This window comes from Paenarthrobacter sp. YAF11_1 (genome assembly GCF_052113445.1).
Lineage (GTDB): Bacteria > Actinomycetota > Actinomycetes > Actinomycetales > Micrococcaceae > Arthrobacter.
Genome location: NZ_JBFRDF010000015.1, coordinates 1 through 20,653 on the forward strand (window position 1 = coordinate 1; position 20,653 = coordinate 20,653).

A 20,653-nucleotide genomic window follows, 5' to 3' on the forward strand; every position below is an offset into this window, starting at 1 on the left:
CGGTGGGTCAAGCCGCAGGAGTTCGTGGACCTCCAGCACGAGGCCGAGGAGATCGGTTTCCTTGGTGTGATGTCCGGGCCGTTGGTGCGGTCCTCGTACCGGGCCGGGCGCCTCTGGGCCACCGCGATGCGGAAGAAGGGCTGGGAAATCCCGGCCGCCCTGGCCCATATCGAATCCTCCGGCACCACCCGCCAAGAAGCCTCCACCATCCTCGCCGCCCACAAGTAGGCAAACCGCCCTCAGCCGCGTCGCCCCACCAGGCGGCGCGGCTGAGTTGTTTCACCCGCGGTAGAACCGGTTCCTGGCGCCCATGTGATCCAACTGGAAGCACCAAGCGGCCCGCCCGATGCCAGAGGTAGCAGCGTCCAAGCTGCGTTCCAAGGTGGGGACGTCAATGACCTGTTCGTCGGGGGCGAAGATGAACTCGTCCCCCGTGTGGATAAGGCTCTTTTCCGTCTGGGCCGCCGTGTACCCGTGCACGGATGGTCGGGTCCAGAAGATGCCTTTACTGACAATCCTGGCGGGCACACCTGCGGCAGTAGCGTTGGATGGGACATTCTTGGTAATCAAGGCACGGGCAGCAAGAATGCTGCCGGAACCCACCTTGGCTCCCTTGAGAAGGAGCGTGTCTTCCCCCAACCAGACATGGTCTCCCACCCAAATGGATTCACTTGGATTGACCCGCTGATGGTGCTCCACTGAGTAGATCAAATGAGGGTCGGCCGTCCTGAAGGCAACCCGCGACGAGAACATTGCGTCCCGGCCCACGATCACGTGCTTGCGTTCAGTGGGGAGGACGCGTGCTTCGGCCGTGAAAGTAGCACCGGGCCCCAAATAGAACACGGACTCTTCGAATACCGTCACAATCAGCCTGATGAACCCATGGGATTTCCGGAGATGGATGACGGCGTCGTTCCCCAGGAAACGGAGCCTTGTGTTCCGCAGCCTTGTTCCGTCCTCAATGAACAGAACGTTTCCGGTTCCCGCGAATTCCACGCTGGATGAGGTGAATTCAGAACCGGGCGTTTCCTTGAGGTGCACTACGTTGTCTTGAATCGCGGCGACGTCCGCGTAAGACCGGATGATCTGGTTTTTTGGCGCTTGGGCACTGCTGGGTGAATCAGTGGTGTCCTGCACCGGCCAACACCTCCCCGGAGTCAGCAAGCACAACACTGGTGTCTTCCCAGTCGATGCCGGACAGGACCTCCGCAGCATCGGCGTGCGTGTCTTCGTGGACGATCAACAACAAGCGCTGGACTCCGGCGGCGATGACAAACCTCAGCGCTGCGATGTCCGCCAATGCCCAGCCATCAAGTGGTTGAACTACAGCCTTGAAAGCGCTTCGAGAGCTGCAGTCAGGGACGTCTGCACTCACTGAATCTGTAGTGGCAACGAAATGGATTTCCATCGTGTCTCCGTCACCGGCCAGAGCACGGCAGTCATAACGGAAGCGGGCGACGGTGTCGCCGTCGAGTATTGCGTACTCTTGCGTGGTTTCTGTCTCAAGAGTCAGCGGCTGGAAACTTAAGTTCGTCTTTTGCACCTGGGTTCCCGGTTTTACAGCCGCAGGCAGAGCGGCCGTCCACGTGGTTCCGTCGGCCTTCATGGCGATGACCTCGGAGAGCTGGGTAACGGGGTCATAGGCCGGGAAGAGGCTCTGCTCCCCTGCGGTGTATTTAACGAAGTGGTAGGAATGGTCCGTCATCAGCTGCAGGAACCGTGTTCTCCCCGAGCTCCCGGCGATGAACCAGTTGGCCCCAGCGACCATGGAGGCTTCGGCGTCGATCCGGACCTGCACCTGGAGGGTCTGGCCGTAGCGGAAGGTACGCATCTCTTCGCAGGCGAAGTGTTCCTTCACCTGGTGGCTGAGGAAACTCCGGATGATGCACAACATGGCAGGAAGCGCGGCCCTGGCGACATCGGAGTGTCCGCCATTGATGCGGTATTTCGAGAGATTGGGTATGTCGGAGGCCAACTCGATCAGTGAGTGGTTGCTCAGCTCATCGGAGTTCGAATAAAAATAATCAATTTTGCGTCCTTCCGCGAAATACCGGCGGAGGCGGTCCTCTGGTTGCCCGACATCGCGCAGGGCACGGTTCTGCAAGAGGTTGTCCTTGAAGAACGGCTTGTTAAAGTAGTACGGCAGGTTCATTTGCGGCACTGCAAGCAGCATGGCAGCACCGGGATAGTCCTTGGCATAGTGGATGGCAATGGAACCGCCCTTGGAGGCTCCGAAGAAGAGCATCTCTTTTCGATCAATGTGGAACCGGCTCCGCAGCCCCTCAATGGCTCCCCCAACGCGACTCTCCAAAGACCTGCCCGCGTTGTCCACCATCATGTAGGAACCGGCCACCAGGTAGCGGTCTTGGAAGCACACCATCAAGGTGTCCTGCAGGTCCGTTTCCGTGAGGTCCTTGAGGTAACTTACCGCGTAGGAAATCCGCGTTGTCGAGGGGCCAAACCCGGGGAAGGTGATGAGCATCTTTTTCGGGTTTGTTGTGTTGCCGCGCAAGGAGTAAAACACGTCCCCGTATTGCTCCACACCATACTGCTCATCGTAGGCAACCTGCTGTTGCGTAGTGAACGCGCCCCGCCCGATCATCAGCTCATATGGCGCGTCGATATCGACGGCGAAGCGGGAGACATCGTCCGAGGTGACCATGATATTGCGGTATTCAAGGGGGAAGCCCCGGGCCGGTGGTTCCACCATGTTTCCATAGACAACTTTCCCGTCCTGGAGAAGCCTGAATTGCTGCCCGTTCCACGCCTCCCAATTGCCCAGGGTCAGCTTGGCAAAGTAGACCCCTTGCGGGAGGCTTTCGGAGGCCACCCGGCGGAGCCTCCCCTCCAGGCCCTTGGCCTTGATGAAGCGCCGCACAGGTGAATCAGCACGGGTTGCCAGGACTGCCCTGGCAACCTCCAGCCCGGCAGGTGAGTAGGCCGCCGCCCGCCCCGCTTTGGTGATGCTCCTCTTGAAGCCATGAATCAACGCCATCAGAGACTCAACATCCTTTCGACGATCTTTTCGTTGATGCGTGCTGGGTCCACTCCCTCAAAGAAGCGCTCACGACGCCGGATGTATTTGGGGTCCTCGACGGCGAATCCCTCCCCGACGATGTGGTTCACCAGCTCGGAGTGCTCACTGAACACCGGGCCAAGGCCGTCCTCGGTGTAATCGAGGCGGCTTTCGTAGGGTTGGTCGTTGAAGAAGTCCACTGCATCCCAGTGGTAATACGCGATGGGGGTGCCAACGAAGGCCGCGTCGAGAGCCGCGGAGCTGTAGTCGGTCACTACGAGTTCAGCGGCGCGTATGGCCTCCCTGTAGGTCAAATCAGACCTCACAATGCGGTCTGTGAACCTGAACTGGCCTGCACGCTTTTCTACGTTGGGGTGCAGCTTCACGTGCATGATCCGGTCTGTGTCCTCAAGGAACTTCATGAGCCGTGGGTCCGAGAGCAAGGCATCAATGGCATGGAAGTAGCTCGACTGGACAAAGTGCTCAGTCGATGCCTGGTGCAGGTTGAAACGCCATGTGGGCATCAAGAGAAGATGCTGTTGTCCGTGGACATCACGGGCCAGGGACTCATATCGCGGCAATCCGCTGTTCAGGGTCTCAACCGGCGCCAATTTGCTCATGTAGTCCGCTTCGATCCTGCCCGTGGCGACGAACACGTCGAAGTACTTGGAGAGCACCCAGTCGGACATGTCGTTGAGTTGGATTCCATGCTGGAGGTAGACAAACCGGGAGTTGGCGAACGATTTTCCCCGGTACCTGATGTTGTAGATCTGAGAGGACACCACAAGGTCTGATATGAGGAACTTCTCATAGAACTCTTTGGTGAAAATGGAGATCAGGTTGAAGCCCTTGGCCTCAAGGCGCTCCCAATCGGGCGACTTGGGGTTGATCGCGAAATACGCATGGGCGAATTCGGGATGCTTCGCAGTGAAGTACTCATACAGATGCTCGGCATTGTCGTCTGCTTGATGTGGCCGGTCGAAGAAAAGGATGGTCGAGGAGGGGCGGATTGGCCTGTTATAGAAGTTGTAGCTCCCTGGCCTGGCATGGCCGGACCTGAGGTTGCGTGCCAGATAACACTTTCCGATCGTCAGGATTTCCTCGTTAAAGAGCAACTCATACAGCGGGATCCCGCTGCCGGTGTCATCTGGCTTATGGCTGAAAACCAGGTAGGAGTCTTTGTTGCTGAGTTGTTTGTAGAACTGCCTGCCGTCTGCCGGGTCATCCAGCCAGCGGATCCAGGCGGCTTCGAAAGGTTGCAGCGGCTCCACCATTGCCAGTAGCTCCATCAGCTCGAAGCCGCTGACCAAGTCCCGAAGATGGTTCAAGGTAATGGACGTCGCTTTCTGCCCCCGGATCCCCCTGAGGAACAGTGCAACATAGCGCAGGACCTGCAGCCTGATTTCCTTGGAGTGAACGGGCATCACCGGCAACAGGCGGTTGGCTTCAGCAGCAATCCTCAGGCCGATCGCTGCCTTGGTGTCCGATGCCACTGAGAAACCTGTGGTGAGCGGCCTGACCTTCGCTATGGACCAATACATCCGATAGCTGGTGTAGATGGCGGAGCGATCCACATCCCCGAGCGCCTCCAGCGCGTCGGACAGTCTCCTCGTGTTGAAGGCACTGCCAAAGACGTCGGTGTCGCGGGCGTAGTGGTAGGCGTCGTCGAGCTTGGTTCCGGCTACGTTCTTCGGGATGGGGCCTGTGTACATGACGGGCTCGGCAAGATAGACGGTGCGCGACTTGAGGTATTCGAAGAGGGTGGCCACGTAGTTCGCAGACAAGAGATGGGATGTCCGCATGAAGATGACGTACTTGCTGTCGATCTGCCGGCAAAGCCTGGCAATGACGGCCGTCGTCAAGGACTCGGCCACATGGAGGACAACGAAATGCGATTCAAGGCGTAGGCGCGCAGCTATCAATCGCCGGTACATGGCTGACTCGCGGTCGAGTTGTCCGGTTTCCTCCAGGACGATGGTGAGCAGTGGCGGCAAATCGGGCATGTGGTTCCTAGGGGATCGAACGTGGGAAATGCGCAGTATCGAGTCACTCCGGCGCTTGGGAGTCACTTAAACCAAGTGACACAGCGGGCTGGATCATGACGAAGAATTTAAGAATGAATCGCCTGTGGCCCGGCCAGGTTCCACAAGGCGTCCGGTGTCTGGGCGTACATCACGTAGAATTAAGGCACTATGGCGAACTCCCCTGATTCCAGCAACTCGACCCCTTCGGCCGACGCACCCAAGCGTGGGCTGTTCCAGCGCAAGCCCAAGGAAGCCAAGGCAAAGAAGCCTAGCCAGCTGAAGCAAATCGCTGAAGTCTTCAAAATGACCCGACGGAATGATCCCCAGGTCGTGTGGATCATGGTGCTGGCGTTCCTTGCCGTGGTAGCTGTCGCATTCTTGATCGGCTTCATCCTGGAGAACTGGGTCACAGGCCTGATCATTGGTATTCCGCTGGGTCTTCTGGCAGCGGTGTTCATCCTTTCCCGGAGGGCCGAAAAGGCCGCCTTCGCGCAGATCGAGAACCAGCCGGGCGCTTCTGGTGCCGCTTTGGGAACCCTCCGCCGCGGTTGGGTCACACAGGACCAGCCTGTAGCTGTCAACCCCCGCACGCAGGACGCAGTCTTCATGGCCATTGGCCGCCCGGGCGTTGTCCTTGTCAGCGAAGGCCCCACGCACCGTGTCAAGCCCCTTGTGGATGCAGAGCGCAAGCGCCTTGCCCGGATTCTCCCGAACGTCACCATCCACGTCCTGGAATCCGGACGCGGAGAAGGCCAAGTGCCCCTGAACAAGCTGGCAAAAACCATGGGCAAGCTCAAGAACGAGCTCACCAAGATTGAAGTGAACGCAGTCAGCAAGCGCATCAACTCCCTGGGGAACCGCCTGCCGATCCCCAAGGGCATCGATCCCTACAAAGCGCGCCCTGACCGCAAGGCCGCACGCGGACGCTGACACTGTTCGTGGCTACGAAAAAACCGCTGCTCCCCGAATCGGGGAGCAGCGGTTTTTTGTCGTCCCGTTGCCGGGAAGGATGCCTACATCCGTATGAGGATGGTGTTCATGGCTTTATCGTGCAGGCCACGTTGGTCGGGATCAAAGACGACCGCCGGGATAACCAAGCACAAGAGGATCGTCCGTACCACTGCGGCCACCGGGCCGGCCGGAGCACCACCCAAACGAACCACGTGGATACCGACGATCCTGTGTCCGATGCTGTAGCCCAGAGTGCCAATCAAGAGAATCTGCTCGACGGCGAAAATGGCCAGCGTAGCCCACTGGTTGCCGCCGAAGGCGAAGTTGCTGATGACCAACGCAATGGTCCAATCCACAACGATGCCCAGGATACGGCGACCAGCGCGCGCGGTGGAGCCGGGACCCGACTCCGGCAACCCAAGTCTCTCGCCGGGATATTTGGAGATTCCGGACGTATCCGGACCGCTCAACCAAGAGCCAATGTCTTTTCTGTCAACCACCCCTTAAGCCTAACGGCTGGGCTGCTCGGTGTCCGACCTCCCACAGCTCCGGAAGCGGCCGCCAGGGTTGTTTGTTGGGCGGCGGTGTTCGCCCACCGGACCGACGTGGACCAGACACCGGGAAGCCGACTACCGTTTACACAACAGATGATTCTGTAACCTGCCGGAAACAATACTGACACCCCCGGGAAATCCCATCTCCCTATGGTGGTATGAGTTGCCAGCCACCATTGCAAGGGGATGTTTTGTGTCTCCGGAGCTTTGGCATGGGCTGCACCACGCGGCCTTCCGGGCCTGTTACTTGATATGCATAAGGAGCATAGATGTTCAAGACTGCGGACGAAGTCCTCAAGTTCATCAAAGACGAAGACGTCAAATTCGTCGATATCCGCTTCACCGACCTTCCTGGTGTCCAGCAGCACTTCAATGTGCCGGCCAAGAGCGTTGACCTTGACTTCTTCGTCAATGGCCAGCTCTTCGATGGTTCTTCCATCCGCGGCTTCCAGGGCATCGCTGAGTCCGACATGCAGCTCATCCCGGATGTGACCTCGGCCTTCATCGACACGTTCCGCATCGAGAAGACGCTTGCGCTGAACTTCTCCATCGTGAACCCCCGCACCGGTGACCCCTACCACCGCGACCCCCGTGGCGTAGCCGAGAAGGCTGAAGCCTACTTGGCCTCCACAGGCATCGCCGACACCGCGTTCTTCGCTCCTGAAGCCGAGTTCTTCGTCTTCGACAACATCCAGTACGAGTCCTCCCCGCAGGGCAGCTTCTACAAGATCGACTCTGAAGAAGCCCACTGGAACACCGGCCGTAAGGAAGAGGGCGGAAACCTCGGGTACAAGACCCCCGTCAAGGGCGGTTACTTCCCGGTCTCCCCCACGGACAAGCAGGCCGACCTTCGCGACGCCATGTGCATCGAGCTGGACAAGGCCGGCCTTGAGGTTGAGCGCTCCCACCACGAAGTTGGGTCCGCCGGCCAGGCTGAGATCAACTACAAGTTCACCACGCTGACCGCGGCTGCTGATGACCTGCAGAAGTTCAAGTACATCATCAAGAACACTGCCGATGCTTGGGGCAAGTCCGTCACCTTCATGCCGAAGCCTGTCTTCGGCGACAACGGCTCGGGCATGCACTGCCACCAGTCGCTGTGGAGCAACGGCGACCCGCTGTTCTATGACGAGAAGGGCTACGCAGGCCTCTCTGACATGGCCCGCTGGTACATCGGCGGCCTGCTGAAGCACTCTTCGGCAGTCCTGGCTTTCACCAACCCGACGGTCAACTCCTACCGCCGTTTGGTCAAGGGCTTCGAAGCCCCCGTGAACATGGTCTACTCGCAGGGTAACCGCTCCGCAGGTATCCGTATCCCCATCACGGGCACCAACCCGAAGGCCAAGCGCATCGAGTTCCGCGCACCGGACCCCTCGTCCAACCCTTACCTGGCGTTCGCTGCCCAGCTGATGGCCGGCATCGACGGCATCCGCAACCGCATTGAACCCCCGGCTCCCATCGACAAGGACCTCTACGAGCTCCCGGCCGAGGAAGCCAAGGACATCCCCAAGGCTCCGGGCTCCCTGGAAGAAGCTCTTGAGGCCCTTCGCGAGGACAACGAGTTCCTGCAGGCCGGCGGCGTCTTCACCCAGGACCTCATCGATACTTGGATCGACTACAAGTACGAGAATGAGATCCGCCCGCTGTCGCTGCGCCCGAACCCGTACGAGTTCGAGCTCTACTACGGCGTCTAAGCTCCACCACAAGCATTAACCAAGGCGATCCCCGGTCCACATGGACCGGGGATCGCCTTTTTAGTGAGCCAACTACTCAGTCTTATCCTGATCGCGTTCGCGGATGTTCCTTGCGATCTCATCCAGTTTCTCCTTGACGAAACCGGCAGCTTCCGACAGACCCTTTTCGGCGCTGCCGAGCGGATCCAGCTGAAGGTAGACCTTGTGGTCTATCGGGAGGTCGTATTCATCCTTCAGGTGGGTACCRCCGCCGACTCCATCCAGCGACAGGTAGACCAACGCTTCGGTTCGCGCAATGCCTGCGATGGTTCCGAAAACCACAGTGAAGTCATTGGGCTGAAAGCTCACGGACTGACCCACATGGCGCCGGTCCAACTCCCCGGCAAGGACGGTCTTCTCTGTCGAACTTCCCTTGTATTCCATGGACTTTCCTCTGCCTCGTGAACAGTGAACAGTGACACAAGAAGTCTATAAGGATACTTAGCGTCTGCGCAGCTTGATGCCCCACCAAGACCCGGCAGCGGCGGCACTCACGGGCGCGACGCGATCAGTGCTCGGTTCTGGGCGCCTGTCCCGGGACTTCCGGCGCCGCACAGTCAGTGCAGAACACCCGGTCGGTTTCTTCGCCGCAGCACTGGCAGCGATGGAGCAGGGCCGCTGGTTCAATCACATACGTTGTCATAACCACCATGCTGCCCCCGCGGCAATAGCGGGGACACGAGTAGCGTGTACTCGTTTTTTCGGCTGCCAGGCGCCTCGACTACTTGGATTCGTAAAAACGCAGCTCATCTAAGGTCGCCGGATCCGGGCTGACAACTCCCCCGGCCATGGCAGCAGGTTCGTTATCGGAGAAGGTGGCAAAGCAGCGCCGGCAGACAAAAGTACCGGCACGGCCGTGACGAGAGGACCAGTGCGGCCCTGCCTGCTCGCAGCGGAAACAGCACATGTTGGAGAAAGCTGCACCATCGGAATCCACACTGATTGTCACGGGAGAATCCTAAACGACCCCAGCCGCCCGGGACCAGACCCTCAGCAGGGATAGTTCTTCTACTGCTTGCCGTATTTCTTGTGCACCGCCTGCTTGCTGACGCCCAGGCAAAGGGCTATCGCCTCCCATGACAACCCGGACTGCCTGGCCGCACGTACCAGCGAAGCTTCCCGCCGCCCCACTTCCTTCTGAAGTTCCGCTACAGCGTAAAGTGCCTCAGCCGGGCCCATTCCATCCATCGATCCCACCAGTGTCTTCATTCGATCCACCTCCATGTCGTCAACCATAGTTGACAACATGGAGACCGTCAACCAATGTTGACACCAGCATCAGTCGAAGGCCCTGTACATGATCCGCTGCGGACCGGAACTGCCGCCCAGGTACCTGCCTGCATCGACGAAGCCGGCCCTGCCGTAAGCAACATGGCCCGCCGGATTGCGTTCGTTAACGGACAGCACGACGCCGGCCTGGCCGCCGCCCAGCCGGGCCGTCAGCTTGCGCGCCTCCTCCACTGCCGCACGCGCGGCCCTTGTTCCCAGGCCGCGCCCTTGGCTTCCCGAGTCGATCAGGAAGCCCCTGAGAAGCCACGCTGAATCGTCGTCGGACCAACCCGCCAATCCCCCAGCCCCGCATTGGAGGGTCAGTACACCCACCGCCAGCCCCCCTGACTCAATGACGTACGGCAGGCGGGACTCTTCCTCCATGCCCAGCAGCATCATCCGGAGGGGGTCGCCAACGAACTCGCGCTGCCCCGCCTCGATGGACAGCGCAGCCACGGCACCCAGCTGAATGGCCCGCGCGTCATCGTCCAGAAGCTTTAGGGGAATAAGCCACACATCACCCACACCATGGTGATCATTCACGCTCGAAAACAGATCTTCCGAGTCATATTCGAGCATTTTCCGGGGTCTTCCTACTAAGGTTGTCACAACAGTTCCCTACGTCGAAGGAACCTCTCCATGAACCGGCCGAACGTCATTCTGATCTGCGTGGATGAATGGAGGGGCGACTGCCTGTCCTCGGGCGGCCATCCCCACGTCGAAACACCCCATCTTGACGAACTCGCCCGCAGCGGCGTGCGGTTCTCCAAAGGCTATTCTGCTACGCCATCCTGTGTCCCTGCCCGCGCGGCCCTGTTTACAGGCCAGTCGCAGGAACGGCACGGCCGGGTGGGGTATAACGACGGCATACCGTTTCACGCTGTCCACCCGGTGACCGTACAGGACGAGTTCAGGAAGGGCGGTTACCACACCCAAGCCATCGGAAAGATGCATGTGTGGCCCGAACGCTCAAGGCTCGGCTTCGACGACGTGATCCTCCATGATGGCTACCTTCACCACGCGCGGCGGCAACACCAACAGCACTTCGCCATGTTTGATGACTACGTCCCGTGGCTCCGGAGGCAACCGGGGATAGGCCCGGATGCCGAGTATTTCGATCACGGAGTGAACTGCAACTCAATTGTCGCCCGGCCCTGGGACAAGGCGGAGAACCTGCACCCTACACAGTGGATCGGAACGCAGGCCATTGAATGGATGCAACGCCGTGATCCCGTGAAGCCCTTCTTCCTCTACCTTTCCTTCCACCGTCCGCACCCACCGTACGACCCGCCGTCGTGGGCGTTTGAGCAGTACCTCGGCATCCCTGACTATGAGGCCGTGGTGGGCAACTGGGAGCACCACTGGGATGAGAACCGGAGGGACGGCGACTACCAAGCAAGCTATGGCAGAATGCCGGACCATGTGGTCCACCGTGCCAGGGCTGGGTACTACGGCCTGATGGCGCAGATCGATCTGCAGATCAACCGGATCAAAGAGTCCTTGGCGGATTTTGGCCTTGACCACAACACCGTCATAGCCTTCACCAGCGACCACGGTGAAATGATGGGCGACCACCACATGTTCCGCAAAGCCGTGCCTTACGAAGGTTCCGCCCGCATTCCCTTCATTATCGCCAACTCACCTGCAGCAAAGGACTCAGCGCGTGGGGCCGTGGTGGACCACGTGGTGGAACTGCGGGACATCATGCCCACCCTGCTGGATCTTGCCGGGTTGTCCATCCCGGACTCCGTGGATGGGAAGTCCCTTGCGCCACTGGTGCGGGGCGAGAACACCCAATCCGTCCGGGACGTCCTGCACGGCGAACACGTCTACTGGGGGCAGAACCTGCACTGGTTGACCGACGGACACCACAAATACATTTGGGGGTCCGGAAAAGGAACAGAAGAACTGTTCAACCTCGACGCCGACCCGCAGGAACGCTTTAACCTCGCCGACGACCCCGCGCGCCACGCTGAACTGCACCGCTGGCGGGATCGGATGGTGGAGACACTCCGGGACCGCGAAGAAGGCTACGTGGTCAACGGCAAGCTGGTGCCCGGCGTTCCGGTGGTCTCCATGTTGCGGCATGCCCGGGAAAAGGCCGACGCGGCCCTTCCCCTTGGCTAATTGCCGTAGAAGACCTTCTCGAACACGCCCCTGGCCCTCCGGCTGAGCCGTAAGTAGTCCTCTTCGAACTGGCCGGCATTTCCCGGCGCATATCCACACCACCGCGCCGCAGCCTCAAGGTCCTTGCGAGATGACGGCAAAAGGTCCGAAGCCCGTCCCGTGACGATCACATTCGCTGAACGTATCCGGCTGGCAAACCGCCATGCATCCCGCAGCAGCGCAGCGTCGTCGTGGCCAATGAAGTCCAGCTTTTCCGCCGCGGCGAGGGCCTCAAGCGTCGAACTGGTCTGCAGCTCCGGATGCTGGCCGGCGTGCTGCAGCTGGATCAACTGGACCAACCACTCGACGTCGCTCAGCCCGCCGCGCCCAAGCTTGACGTGACGCGCAGGGTCAGCACCTCGCGGCAAACGTTCAGACTCCACGCGCGCTTTGATTCGACGGACTTCCCGCACATCCTGCTCCGCCAACTCACGTGGGTAACGGATCGGATCAATAAGCCTGACGAAATCGGCAGCCAGCTCATCAGAACCTGCCATGGGGCGCGCCCGCAGCAGCGCCTGGGCCTCCCAGATCAGCGACCACCGGCGGTAGTACTCCGCATAAGACTCCAGCGACCGGACCATGGCACCGTTCTTGCCTTCGGGCCGCAGGTCCGCGTCCACCATGAGAACACGTTCGGCCATGATGGCCGGCTTGAGTGGCTGGGTGAGGAAGCTGGAGACTTTAGCGACAATCGCCGTCGCCTGCTCCTGGGCCTCTGCATCAGAGAACCCGGGCCGGGCGCGATGCACATAGATGACGTCGGCGTCCGAGCCGTAACCGATCTCCCGTCCGCCCTGCCGCCCCATGGCAACCACCAGGACATCGGTTTTCAGCGGACCATCGCCGGCAATGACGGATTCGGCTACATGAAGCGCCCCCAGGACAGCGGCCCGGTCCGTTTCGGCCAGAGCAAGACCAACCGCGTCCTGGTCCAGCAATCCGGAGCTGTCGGCAATCGCTGTCCGCAGAATCTCGCGGCGCCGGATCAAGCGAATGAGCCTCATGGCGCTTTCGGGATCCGGGTGGCGGGAAAGCTTGGACTGGATCTCCTGCCACTGGGCTTCGAAGCTGATGGGCACCAGCTCTTTGTCGCTGCCCAGCCAGGCTACGGATTCCGGGGACACTTCCAACAGGTCAGAAATCAACCGGGAATTGGCCAGCACCTGGCACAAGCGTTCCGCCGCCGCCTGCGAATCCCTCAGCAGACCCAAATACCAGTGCGTGGTTCCAAGCGCTTCGCTGACCCTGCGGAAGGCGAGCAGACCGGCGTCGGGGTCCACGCCTTCTGCGAGCCAGCCCAGCAAAATGGGAAGAAGCTGCCGCTGCAGCGCCGCCCGCCGGCTGACTCCGGCCGTCAGTGCTTCAATGTGCCGCATGGCTCCTTGCGGATCCGAGTAACCCAGGGCAGCAAGCCGGCCTTGCGCTGCCTCGGGGCTGAGCTTGGCATCCTCGCTGCTCAGCTTGGCCGCAGTATTGAGCAGGGGGCGGTAGAAGATGCGCTCGTGCAGCTCCCGCACGGCTTTTTTGGTCTTCTGCCACGTAGCCATCAGCTGGTCCGGATGGGGCCGCTCCAGCGAGAAGGGCCCCAGGACGGCCTTGGCAAGGAACCGTTGGGCGTCCTCTGTCACAGGCATGAGGTGGGTTCGCCGCAACTGGAAAAGCTGGATCCGGTGCTCCAGCAAGCGCAGGTACCGGTAGGCGTTGTCGAAAGCGGCCGCATCCGAACGGCCAATGTAGCCGCCGGCAGAGAGTGCGGCAATGGCTGACGTGGTGTCCCTGCATCGAAGGGATTCATCGGATTTTCCATGGACCAGTTGCAGCAACTGGACGGTGAACTCGACATCGCGAAGGCCGCCCCGCCCCAGCTTGATCTGGCGCTGTTCCTCGGCCGCGGGAATGTAATCGGTGACCCTGCGGCGCATCGCCTGCACAGATTCGACGAACCCCTCACGGCCTGCGGAGGCCCACACCAGCGGTTCCACTGCCTTCTCATAGCGCTGGCCCAGTTCGCGGTCGCCGGCGATGGTCCGTGCCTTCAGGAGCGCTTGGAACTCCCAGCTTTCTGCCCAGCGTGCGTAGTAGCTGAGATGGGAGGGCAAGGTTCGGACCAACGGCCCCGATTTACCTTCGGGACGGAGGTTGGCATCGACTTCCCACAGCCCGGGCTCCGGCGCCGACGAGGAAATCGCACGGGAAATCCCGGACGCCAGGGCCGTACCAATGGTGGATGCCCGCGCGTCCTCCAGCTCCCCTGCCTCAATGACGTAGATGACATCGACGTCGGAGATGTAGTTCAGTTCGCGGGCGCCGCATTTGCCCATCCCCATGACGGCAAGCCCGACGTCGGCGATCTCCGCTGCAGCGTACTGTCCGGCCGCTTCGGCCCGGGACACGGCGAGGGCAGCCTCGATGGCGGCACCGGCAAGGTCGGCCAGCTCGGCTCCGACAGCCGGCATGAAGTCCTGGGGCGATGCGGCACAAAGATCCTTGATGGCCAGCTCTGTCAGACCGCGTCGATAGGCGCTTCGAAGGGCCGCATAGGCCGGCATCCCCGTTATCCCGGCCACGGGGCGCTGGGCTCCGGGTTCGGCCTTCACGGAACGGAGCAGCATGGCCCGGAGCTCTTCGCTGGAGGCCTGGAGGGGCTCCGGGCTGACGCGGACATCGAAGACATCCAGATGTTCCGGCCGACGCATGAGGAACTCCCCCAGCGCCTCGGAAGCGCCCAACAGACGGTACATGGGCTCGCTGGTGTCCTGCTCCGCCGCAGCCAGCTTCTTCAGCCCGGGATTCTTCTCGAGGAGCCGGACCAGCGATTGCAGCGCCGTGTCCGGGCTCGCCGACATGGAGAGCCCGGCAAAGAGCGCTTCCTGGTCAATGCCCTCAAGCTCAGGAGCAGCAAGGAAACGTTCTGCCTTTTCGAGATCACTGAAACCGGCTGAAATGAGCCGACGTGCAAGGCTCATTGGCCCTGCCTACAGAATGCCGAGGTTGCGCTGCAACTCGTACGGCGTGACCTGGAGGCGGTAATCCTGCCACTCCGCGCGCTTGTTGCGCAGGAAGTGCTCAAAGACCTGCTCGCCCAGGATCTCGGCCACAAGCTCTGATTCCTCCATGGCGCGGATGGCGTCGTGGAGGCTGGCGGGCAACGGCGCATGCCCCATGGCCCTGCGCTCAGCGGTGGTCAACGACCAGACGTCGTCTTCTGCTGCAGCGGGAAGTTCGTAGCCTTCCTCGATGCCCTTCAATCCGGCGCCCAGCAGGACAGCGTAGGCCAGGTAAGGGTTGGTGGCGGAGTCGATCCCGCGGTACTCGATGCGCGCCGACTGGCCCTTGCCGGGCTTGTACAGCGGAACGCGGACAAGGGCGGAGCGGTTGTTGTGTCCCCAGCTCAGGTAGCTCGGCGCCTCGCCGCCGCCCCAAAGCCGCTTGTAGGAGTTCACGAACTGGTTGGTGACTGCCGTGAATTCGGGCGCGTGCTTCAGGATTCCCGCGATGAACTGGCGTGCCGTCTTGGACAGCTGGAACTCAGCTCCGGCTTCGAAGAACGCGTTGGTATCGCCCTCGAACAGGGAGAAGTGGGTGTGCATGCCGGAGCCGGGGTGGTCGGTGAATGGCTTGGGCATGAAGGTGGCGTATGTCCCCTGCTGGAGCGCGACCTCCTTGATGACCGTACGGAAGGTCATGATGTTGTCAGCGGTCTGCAACGCATCCGCGTAACGGAGGTCGATCTCGTTCTGGCCCGGGCCGGCTTCATGGTGGCTGAATTCCACGGAGATGCCGACGGATTCGAGCATGGTGACAGCCGTACGGCGGAAGTCCTGGGCAACGCCGCCCGGAACGTGGTCGAAGTAGCCTCCCTCATCCACGGGAACCGGAGAGCCATCGGGGCCGAGGTCCTTGGACTTGAGCAGGTAGAACTCGATCTCGGGGTGGGTGTAGCACGTGAACCCCATGTCTGCAGCCTTGGCCAGGGTCCGCTTGAGGACGTTGCGGGGGTCAGCGGCAGAGGGTTCACCATCAGGAGTCAGGACGTCGCAGAACATGCGCGATGTCTGCTCCGTCTCACCGCGCCACGGCAGGATCTGGAAAGTCGACGGATCCGGCTGGGCGAGCATGTCGGACTCAAAGACGCGGGCGAGGCCCTCGATTGCTGAACCGTCAAAGCCGAGGCCTTCTTCAAAGGCTCCTTCAACCTCGGCAGGCGCAAGCGCCACCGATTTAAGGGAACCCACGACGTCGGTGAACCACAAGCGTACGAAGCGCACGTCACGCTCTTCGATCGTCCGCAAAACGAACTCTTGCTGGCGGTCCATAGGGCCTCTTTTCCGATTCAGTGTCCATGCCGCTGGTTCCAATGGTTTGGAGCCACGACAACTCAGCCTTCACTCTACTAAGACTTCGGTGCTTATGCCGCAGCAGTACCCGCGCGTAACACAGCGTTTACATTCAGTGACGCTTGGCACACTGGTGGCAGGCGTCGTCGGCACCCCTTAGGCTCTACCCATGGCCCCGAGCAACCTCCCTGAGTCCACCACGCCCGCCGAAGTTCCCGCACCGTACGGGACCGGCCCGGCAACTGCTGCCACGACGCCCGCTTCAAGCACTGGAAAGCCGATCAGCAGAGTCAGGATCCACCACCTCCAGCAGGCCAAGGACAATGGCGGGCGCTTCGCCATGCTGACTGCCTATGAGCAGTACACCGCGGAGATCTTTGACCAAGCCGGAATCGAAGTCCTCCTCGTCGGCGACTCGGCATCCAACAACGTCTTCGGCAACGAGACGAGCCTGCCGGTCACTGTGGACGAACTCCTGCCCCTGACACGAGCGGTGAGCCGGGCGGCCAAGCGGGCCCTGATCGTGGCGGACCTTCCCTTCGGAAGCTACGAGGTTTCGCCAGGGCACGCAGTTGCTACAGGCGTCAGGTTCCTCAAAGAAGGCCTGGCGCACGCGGTCAAGATCGAGGGCGGCGCCTATTACGCGGACACCGTCAAAGCCATGGTCCAGGCCGGCATCCCCGTCATGGCCCACATTGGCTTTACCCCGCAAAGCGAACATTCTTTGGGCGGCTATCGCGTCCAGGGCCGCGGAGACGACGCACAACGCCTCGTGGACGACGCCGTTGCGTTGCAGGACGCCGGAGCTTTCAGCGTGCTCATGGAAATGGTTCCGGCGGAAACGGCAGCCGCCGTCGATGCCGCGCTGCGGGTACCTACCGTAGGTATCGGTGCGGGCAACACCACTACAGGCCAAGTCCTCGTGTGGCAGGACATGGCGGGATTGCGGGGAGGCAAAATGGCCAAGTTCGTCAAGCAATACGCTGATCTCCGCACCACCCTGGGCGACGCAGCCGCAGCCTACGGTGAGGACGTCAGGTCCGGGCAGTTTCCCGGACCTGAGCATTCCTTCTAGTCGTCGTCCTGGGCGTCCCAGGCATCGTTTCGGGCCTTAACCTTTTCCAAGGCGTGCTCGGCTTCTTCCCTGGTTTTATAGGGGCCAATCAGCTGGGTCCAATCGGACATGGCGTCCTCTTCGATCTCGTGCGTCTTGACGTTGTACCAGTACTCCGTCACGTCTCCTCCTCGGTCCTCGGGCGGCTGGACGCGTAACGTTGGCGGGGTCACAGGAACCCAGCCACCCTTTGTTACTTACGTCTCTTGTGTGCCTTATATGATCAATCTATGCCTTCTCTTGCTTCGACTGCACCCATCGGCGCCCTCACACCGGGAACCGTCAGCCCCGAGCGGCCTGTCCCGGCCTCTATTCCGCGGCCCGAGTACGTCGGCAAGAAGGCGCCGGCCAAGTTCACAGGTTCCGAGGTGAAGTCGGCGGAGACCATCGAGAAGATCCGCATCGCCGGCAAAATCGCTGCCCAGGCGATCGTCGAGGTCGGCAAGCACCTGGAGTCCGGCGTCACCACGGACTACCTGGATAAAATCGGCCACGAGTTCCTCCTGGACCATAAGGCCTATCCCTCCACGCTTGGCTACCGTGGCTTTCCCAAGTCGTTGTGTTCCTCGCTGAACGAAGTCATCTGCCACGGGATCCCCGATTCCACCGTGGTGCAGGACGGCGACATCCTGAACATCGACATCACCGCCTTCATCGGTGGAGTCCATGGGGATACCAACTACACTTTCCTGGTTGGCGACGTGGATGAGCAATCCCGTCTGCTGGTTGAGCGTACGCAGGAGTCGCTCAACCGGGCCATCAAGGCCGTGGCCCCTGGCCGCGAAATCAACGTAATCGGCCGTGCCATCCAGTCCTACGCCAAACGCTTCGGCTACGGCGTGGTGCGGGACTTCACTGGCCACGGCGTGGGTGAGGCCTTCCACACGGGCCTCATCATTCCGCATTACGACGCAGCCCCGGCGTACAACACCGTGATCGAGGCAGGCATGGTCTTCACCATTGAACCCATGCTGACGCTCGGCACCATCGAATGGGACATGTGGGCCGACGACTGGACAGTCGTCACCAAGGACCACAAGCGCACGGCCCAGTTCGAACACACCCTGCTGGTTACTGAGACCGGCGCGGAAATCCTTACCCTTCCCTGAGCTCTTCGGAAGGTCCAGCAGCCCGGGCGGCTGCGCCATGCCCATCCCCTCCTGCCATGATCGGAATTGCATTGTCCAAGAAGGATGAGAAGACCCACAAGAACGCACCGCTGATCGGTATCGACATCGGTGGCACAGGCATCAAGGGCGGCATTGTCGACCTGAAAAAAGGCAAGCTGATTGGTGACCGCTTCCGCGTTCCCACACCCCAGCCCGCAACTCCCGAGGCAGTCGCCGGGGTCGTAGCCCAGATTGTCGAAGAACTCTCCAGCCGTCCGGACGCCCCGGCTGCAGACTCCCCGGTGGGTGTAACCTTCCCCGGTATCATCCAGCACGGCGTGGTCAACTCAGCAGCGAACGTGGACAAGACCTGGCTCGGCACTGACATCGACGCAACGTTTACCAAGCGTCTTGGCCGTCCCGTGGAGGTCATCAACGATGCCGACGCAGCCGGTCTCGCGGAAGCCCGCTACGGAGCCGGCGAAGGCGTGGACGGAACGGTCCTGGTCATCACGCTGGGAACCGGCATTGGTTCTGCCTTCATTTTCAACGGCCAACTGGTCCCCAACGCCGAACTGGGCCACCTGGAGGTGGATGGACACGACGCCGAGACCAAGGCTTCCGCGGTAGCCCGTGAACGCGATGGCCTGAGCTGGGACGAGTACGGCGTCCTGCTTAACCGCTACCTTCAACACGTGGAATTCCTGTTCTCTCCCGAACTTTTCATTGTGGGCGGCGGCATTTCCAAGCGCTCCGACGAGTACTTCCCGCATCTGGACCTGCGCACCAAGATCGTGACCGCAAAATTGAAGAACGACGCCGGCATTGTCGGTGCCGCGCTTGAGGTCGCCCTGCACCACAAGCTCGCCAAGTAGTCCGCGGGATGGCTGGGGGCACGGTCCTGGAGGTAGGTACGGCTATCGTGACGGGAGCCAGCCGAGGCATCGGCGCTGCCGTGGCACTCGCTGCAGCCCGCGCCGGATACGCGGTGGTGGTGAATTACTCCGAGGACAGTGCCGGAGCCAAAACCGTGGTGGAGGACATCATCGGCGTGGGCGGCAGGGCACTGGCCGTCCAGGCAGATATCAGCCGCCCTGCCGACGTCGTGCGTTTGTTCGACGAAGCCGCAGGCCTGGGTCAGGTGACCGCTGTCATCAATAACGCGGCCATCACTGGCAACCTGATCGGCACCTTGGTGGAGGTCCCGGCCGAGACCGTCCAACGGGTCGTTGACGTCAACGTGTCCGGGATGATCTACACGTGCCAGGAAGCCGTGCGACGACTCTCCACGGACAACGGCGGCAGCGGTGGATCAATCGTCAATATCTCCTCTACCGCCACCAAGGCGGGCTCCCCCGGAACGTGGGTCCACTACGCTGCCACAAAGGGGGCTGTGGATGTCCTCACGGTTGGTTTGGCGGCCGAGGTGGCCAAACAGGGCATCCGGGTCAATGCGGTGGCCCCCGGCAGCACCAACACCGGATTGCATGCCGCCGCGGGGATGCCGGACCGGGTGGAAAGACTGAACTCCACCATTCCCATGGGGCGCGGGGCCGAACCCGAAGAAGTGGCGGCGGCAGTCCTGTGGCTGATGTCCGCTGAGGCGGGGTACATCACCGGCGCTGTGCTTCCTGTTTCCGGCGGACGCTGACCGGCGTGCCGGAAAGGCGTACCCCGATGCGCTTCGGTCCTGGTGCCGGTGGCGGGTGCGGCTTCCCCTCCGCACCGCCACCGGAGCTAGAGCGGGCTCTTCTCTGAACCCGTGGCCTCTTTGGCGCCGGCCTTCGCATGCTCTTGATGCTCGTGGCGAAGCAGTGAGATGGCCGATTCGAAATCTTCCAGGGACTCGAAAGCCTGGTAGACGCTGGCGAAGCGCAGGTACGCCACCTCGTCCAGCTTCCGCAGGGGGCCAAGAATGGCCAAACCTACCTCGTGCGCGTCAATTTCCGCTGCACCCGAGGACCGGATGTTCTCTTCGACTTCCTGAGCCAGCATGGCGAGATCGTCCTCAGTGACCGGGCGTCCCTGGCATGCCTTGCGGACACCACTGATGACCTTGATGCGGCTGAAGGGCTCGCCGACGCCGGACCGTTTGATGACGGACAGGCTGGTGGTCTCCACTGTGGTGAATCGGCGACCACACTCTGGGCATTGACGGCGGCGGCGGATGGAAGAGCCGTCGTCGGCCATGCGGCTGTCAACGACGCGGGAGTCGGGGTTCCGGCAGAACGGACAATACACGCTGGGCCTCCCCTGACAGATCCGGCACGAAACGGGCCCGGCGGGTTGCCGGAAACGCAAAAGGTGCCGGAAGTTTAACTTCCGGCACCAGTTTACGTTTGTTCAGTACGTAATGACAAGCGTGTAATTACTACAT

The 20,653-nt window shown here is 61.2% G+C and carries 19 protein-coding genes and 1 pseudogene; 8 read left to right on the top strand and 12 right to left on the bottom strand.

Features of this window, described 5'->3' with window-relative positions; genetic code table 11:
• Window positions 1-228: pseudogene (locus tag AB4Y77_RS19320) on the top strand (lipoyl synthase); the annotation flags it as partial.
• Between the two features lie 51 nt (window positions 229-279).
• On the opposite strand, the gene AB4Y77_RS19325 reads toward AB4Y77_RS19320, so the two are convergent.
• Genes AB4Y77_RS19325 through AB4Y77_RS19335 form a run of 3 tightly spaced genes read right to left on the bottom strand, consistent with a single transcriptional unit; the run spans window position 280 to window position 5,019 of the window.
• Complete coding sequence (locus AB4Y77_RS19325) at window positions 280-1,137, bottom strand: acyltransferase (RefSeq protein WP_311214442.1); 858 nt, start codon at window positions 1,135-1,137, stop codon at window positions 280-282.
• Window positions 1,121-2,995, bottom strand: coding sequence for a hypothetical protein (locus AB4Y77_RS19330; RefSeq protein ID WP_442015041.1), 1,875 nt, complete (start codon window positions 2,993-2,995; stop codon window positions 1,121-1,123). Before AB4Y77_RS19330 ends, AB4Y77_RS19325 begins: the two co-directional genes overlap by 17 nt.
• Complete coding sequence (locus tag AB4Y77_RS19335) at window positions 2,995-5,019, bottom strand: CDP-glycerol glycerophosphotransferase family protein (protein WP_442015042.1); 2,025 nt, start codon at window positions 5,017-5,019, stop codon at window positions 2,995-2,997. The genes AB4Y77_RS19330 and AB4Y77_RS19335 overlap by 1 nt, the downstream gene beginning before the upstream one ends.
• A 189-nt stretch (window positions 5,020-5,208) precedes the next feature.
• Here AB4Y77_RS19335 and AB4Y77_RS19340 point away from each other — a divergent pair, with 189 nt between their 5' ends.
• A complete protein-coding gene (locus AB4Y77_RS19340) occupies window positions 5,209-5,970 on the top strand; it encodes a DUF4191 domain-containing protein (protein ID WP_442015043.1) in 762 nt (253 codons plus the stop codon).
• An 83-nt stretch (window positions 5,971-6,053) separates the two neighbouring features.
• On the opposite strand, the gene AB4Y77_RS19345 is transcribed toward AB4Y77_RS19340, so the two are convergent.
• Window positions 6,054-6,491: an RDD family protein gene (locus AB4Y77_RS19345; RefSeq protein ID WP_311214438.1), complete on the bottom strand. Its 438-nt coding sequence runs from the start codon at window positions 6,489-6,491 to the stop codon at window positions 6,054-6,056.
• Between the two features lie 323 nt (window positions 6,492-6,814).
• Here AB4Y77_RS19345 and glnA (AB4Y77_RS19350) point away from each other — a divergent pair, with 323 nt between their 5' ends.
• Window positions 6,815-8,239: a type I glutamate--ammonia ligase gene (gene glnA, locus AB4Y77_RS19350; RefSeq protein ID WP_089594519.1), complete on the top strand. Its 1,425-nt coding sequence runs from the start codon at window positions 6,815-6,817 to the stop codon at window positions 8,237-8,239.
• A 72-nt stretch (window positions 8,240-8,311) separates the two neighbouring features.
• On the opposite strand, the gene AB4Y77_RS19355 is transcribed toward glnA (AB4Y77_RS19350), so the two are convergent.
• The 4 genes from AB4Y77_RS19355 to AB4Y77_RS19370 form a co-directional block, all read right to left on the bottom strand.
• Window positions 8,312-8,662: a hypothetical protein gene (locus tag AB4Y77_RS19355; protein WP_311214437.1), complete on the bottom strand. Its 351-nt coding sequence runs from the start codon at window positions 8,660-8,662 to the stop codon at window positions 8,312-8,314.
• 337 nt (window positions 8,663-8,999) lie between these two features.
• Entirely contained in the window at window positions 9,000-9,227 is a 228-nt protein-coding gene (locus AB4Y77_RS19360) for a hypothetical protein (RefSeq protein WP_442015044.1), read from the bottom strand.
• Window positions 9,228-9,286: 59 nt separating this feature from the next.
• A complete protein-coding gene (locus AB4Y77_RS19365; protein ID WP_026542533.1) occupies window positions 9,287-9,502 on the bottom strand; it encodes a hypothetical protein in 216 nt (71 codons plus the stop codon).
• A gap of 54 nt (window positions 9,503-9,556) precedes the next feature.
• Window positions 9,557-10,126, bottom strand: a complete 570-nt coding sequence (locus tag AB4Y77_RS19370) for a GNAT family N-acetyltransferase (protein ID WP_442015045.1) — start codon at window positions 10,124-10,126, stop codon at window positions 9,557-9,559.
• Between the two features lie 60 nt (window positions 10,127-10,186).
• On the opposite strand from AB4Y77_RS19370, the gene AB4Y77_RS19375 reads away from it, so the two are divergent.
• Complete coding sequence (locus tag AB4Y77_RS19375) at window positions 10,187-11,674, top strand: arylsulfatase (RefSeq protein WP_442015046.1); 1,488 nt, start codon at window positions 10,187-10,189, stop codon at window positions 11,672-11,674.
• Here the strand turns inward: AB4Y77_RS19375 and AB4Y77_RS19380 are convergent.
• Window positions 11,671-14,682, bottom strand: a complete 3,012-nt coding sequence (locus AB4Y77_RS19380) for a bifunctional [glutamine synthetase] adenylyltransferase/[glutamine synthetase]-adenylyl-L-tyrosine phosphorylase (RefSeq protein ID WP_442015047.1) — start codon at window positions 14,680-14,682, stop codon at window positions 11,671-11,673. The genes AB4Y77_RS19375 and AB4Y77_RS19380 overlap by 4 nt on opposite strands.
• Window positions 14,683-14,691: 9 nt before the next feature.
• Window positions 14,692-16,032: a type I glutamate--ammonia ligase gene (gene glnA, locus AB4Y77_RS19385; protein WP_311214432.1), complete on the bottom strand. Its 1,341-nt coding sequence runs from the start codon at window positions 16,030-16,032 to the stop codon at window positions 14,692-14,694.
• A 190-nt stretch (window positions 16,033-16,222) separates the two neighbouring features.
• Here glnA (AB4Y77_RS19385) and panB point away from each other — a divergent pair, with 190 nt between their 5' ends.
• Window positions 16,223-17,128, top strand: a complete 906-nt coding sequence (gene panB / locus AB4Y77_RS19390) for a 3-methyl-2-oxobutanoate hydroxymethyltransferase (RefSeq protein WP_442015048.1) — start codon at window positions 16,223-16,225, stop codon at window positions 17,126-17,128.
• Here the strand turns inward: panB and AB4Y77_RS19395 are convergent.
• Window positions 17,125-17,289, bottom strand: a complete 165-nt coding sequence (locus AB4Y77_RS19395) for an SPOR domain-containing protein (protein ID WP_011774435.1) — start codon at window positions 17,287-17,289, stop codon at window positions 17,125-17,127. The two genes, panB and AB4Y77_RS19395, sit on opposite strands and share 4 nt — an antisense overlap.
• Window positions 17,290-17,397: 108 nt before the next feature.
• Between AB4Y77_RS19395 and map the strand changes: the two genes are divergently transcribed.
• The 3 genes from map to AB4Y77_RS19410 all read left to right on the top strand — a co-directional run bounded on the left by map (window position 17,398) and on the right by AB4Y77_RS19410 (window position 19,927).
• A complete protein-coding gene (gene map, locus AB4Y77_RS19400; RefSeq protein ID WP_442015049.1) occupies window positions 17,398-18,276 on the top strand; it encodes a type I methionyl aminopeptidase in 879 nt (292 codons plus the stop codon).
• 71 nt (window positions 18,277-18,347) lie between these two features.
• Window positions 18,348-19,151 carry a polyphosphate--glucose phosphotransferase gene (gene ppgK, locus AB4Y77_RS19405; protein WP_311214449.1) on the top strand — a complete coding sequence of 268 codons (804 nt, stop codon included), beginning with the start codon at window positions 18,348-18,350 and terminating at the stop codon, window positions 19,149-19,151.
• A gap of 8 nt (window positions 19,152-19,159) precedes the next feature.
• A complete protein-coding gene (locus AB4Y77_RS19410) occupies window positions 19,160-19,927 on the top strand; it encodes an SDR family oxidoreductase (RefSeq protein WP_311214429.1) in 768 nt (255 codons plus the stop codon).
• Between the two features lie 86 nt (window positions 19,928-20,013).
• On the opposite strand, the gene nrdR is transcribed toward AB4Y77_RS19410, so the two are convergent.
• Window positions 20,014-20,517, bottom strand: a complete 504-nt coding sequence (nrdR, locus tag AB4Y77_RS19415; RefSeq protein WP_311214428.1) for a transcriptional regulator NrdR — start codon at window positions 20,515-20,517, stop codon at window positions 20,014-20,016.
• Between the last annotated feature and the right edge of the window lie 136 nt (window positions 20,518-20,653).

Excerpts from the sequence above, each read along its gene's own strand:
- AB4Y77_RS19330 (WP_442015041.1), bottom strand. The coding sequence starts at position 2,995 with ATGGCGTTGATTCATGGCTTCAAGAGGAGCATCACCAAAGCGGGGCGG.
- AB4Y77_RS19335 (WP_442015042.1), bottom strand. The coding sequence starts at position 5,019 with ATGCCCGATTTGCCGCCACTGCTCACCATCGTCCTGGAGGAAACCGGA.
- AB4Y77_RS19340 (WP_442015043.1), top strand. The coding sequence starts at position 5,209 with ATGGCGAACTCCCCTGATTCCAGCAACTCGACCCCTTCGGCCGACGCA.
- glnA (WP_089594519.1), top strand. The coding sequence starts at position 6,815 with ATGTTCAAGACTGCGGACGAAGTCCTCAAGTTCATCAAAGACGAAGAC.
- AB4Y77_RS19365 (WP_026542533.1), bottom strand. The coding sequence starts at position 9,502 with ATGGAGGTGGATCGAATGAAGACACTGGTGGGATCGATGGATGGAATG.
- AB4Y77_RS19370 (WP_442015045.1), bottom strand. The coding sequence starts at position 10,126 with ATGCTCGAATATGACTCGGAAGATCTGTTTTCGAGCGTGAATGATCAC.
- AB4Y77_RS19375 (WP_442015046.1), top strand. The coding sequence starts at position 10,187 with ATGAACCGGCCGAACGTCATTCTGATCTGCGTGGATGAATGGAGGGGC.
- AB4Y77_RS19380 (WP_442015047.1), bottom strand. The coding sequence starts at position 14,682 with ATGAGCCTTGCACGTCGGCTCATTTCAGCCGGTTTCAGTGATCTCGAA.
- glnA (WP_311214432.1), bottom strand. The coding sequence starts at position 16,032 with ATGGACCGCCAGCAAGAGTTCGTTTTGCGGACGATCGAAGAGCGTGAC.
- panB (WP_442015048.1), top strand. The coding sequence starts at position 16,223 with ATGGCCCCGAGCAACCTCCCTGAGTCCACCACGCCCGCCGAAGTTCCC.
- map (WP_442015049.1), top strand. The coding sequence starts at position 17,398 with ATGCCTTCTCTTGCTTCGACTGCACCCATCGGCGCCCTCACACCGGGA.
- AB4Y77_RS19410 (WP_311214429.1), top strand. The coding sequence starts at position 19,160 with ATGGCTGGGGGCACGGTCCTGGAGGTAGGTACGGCTATCGTGACGGGA.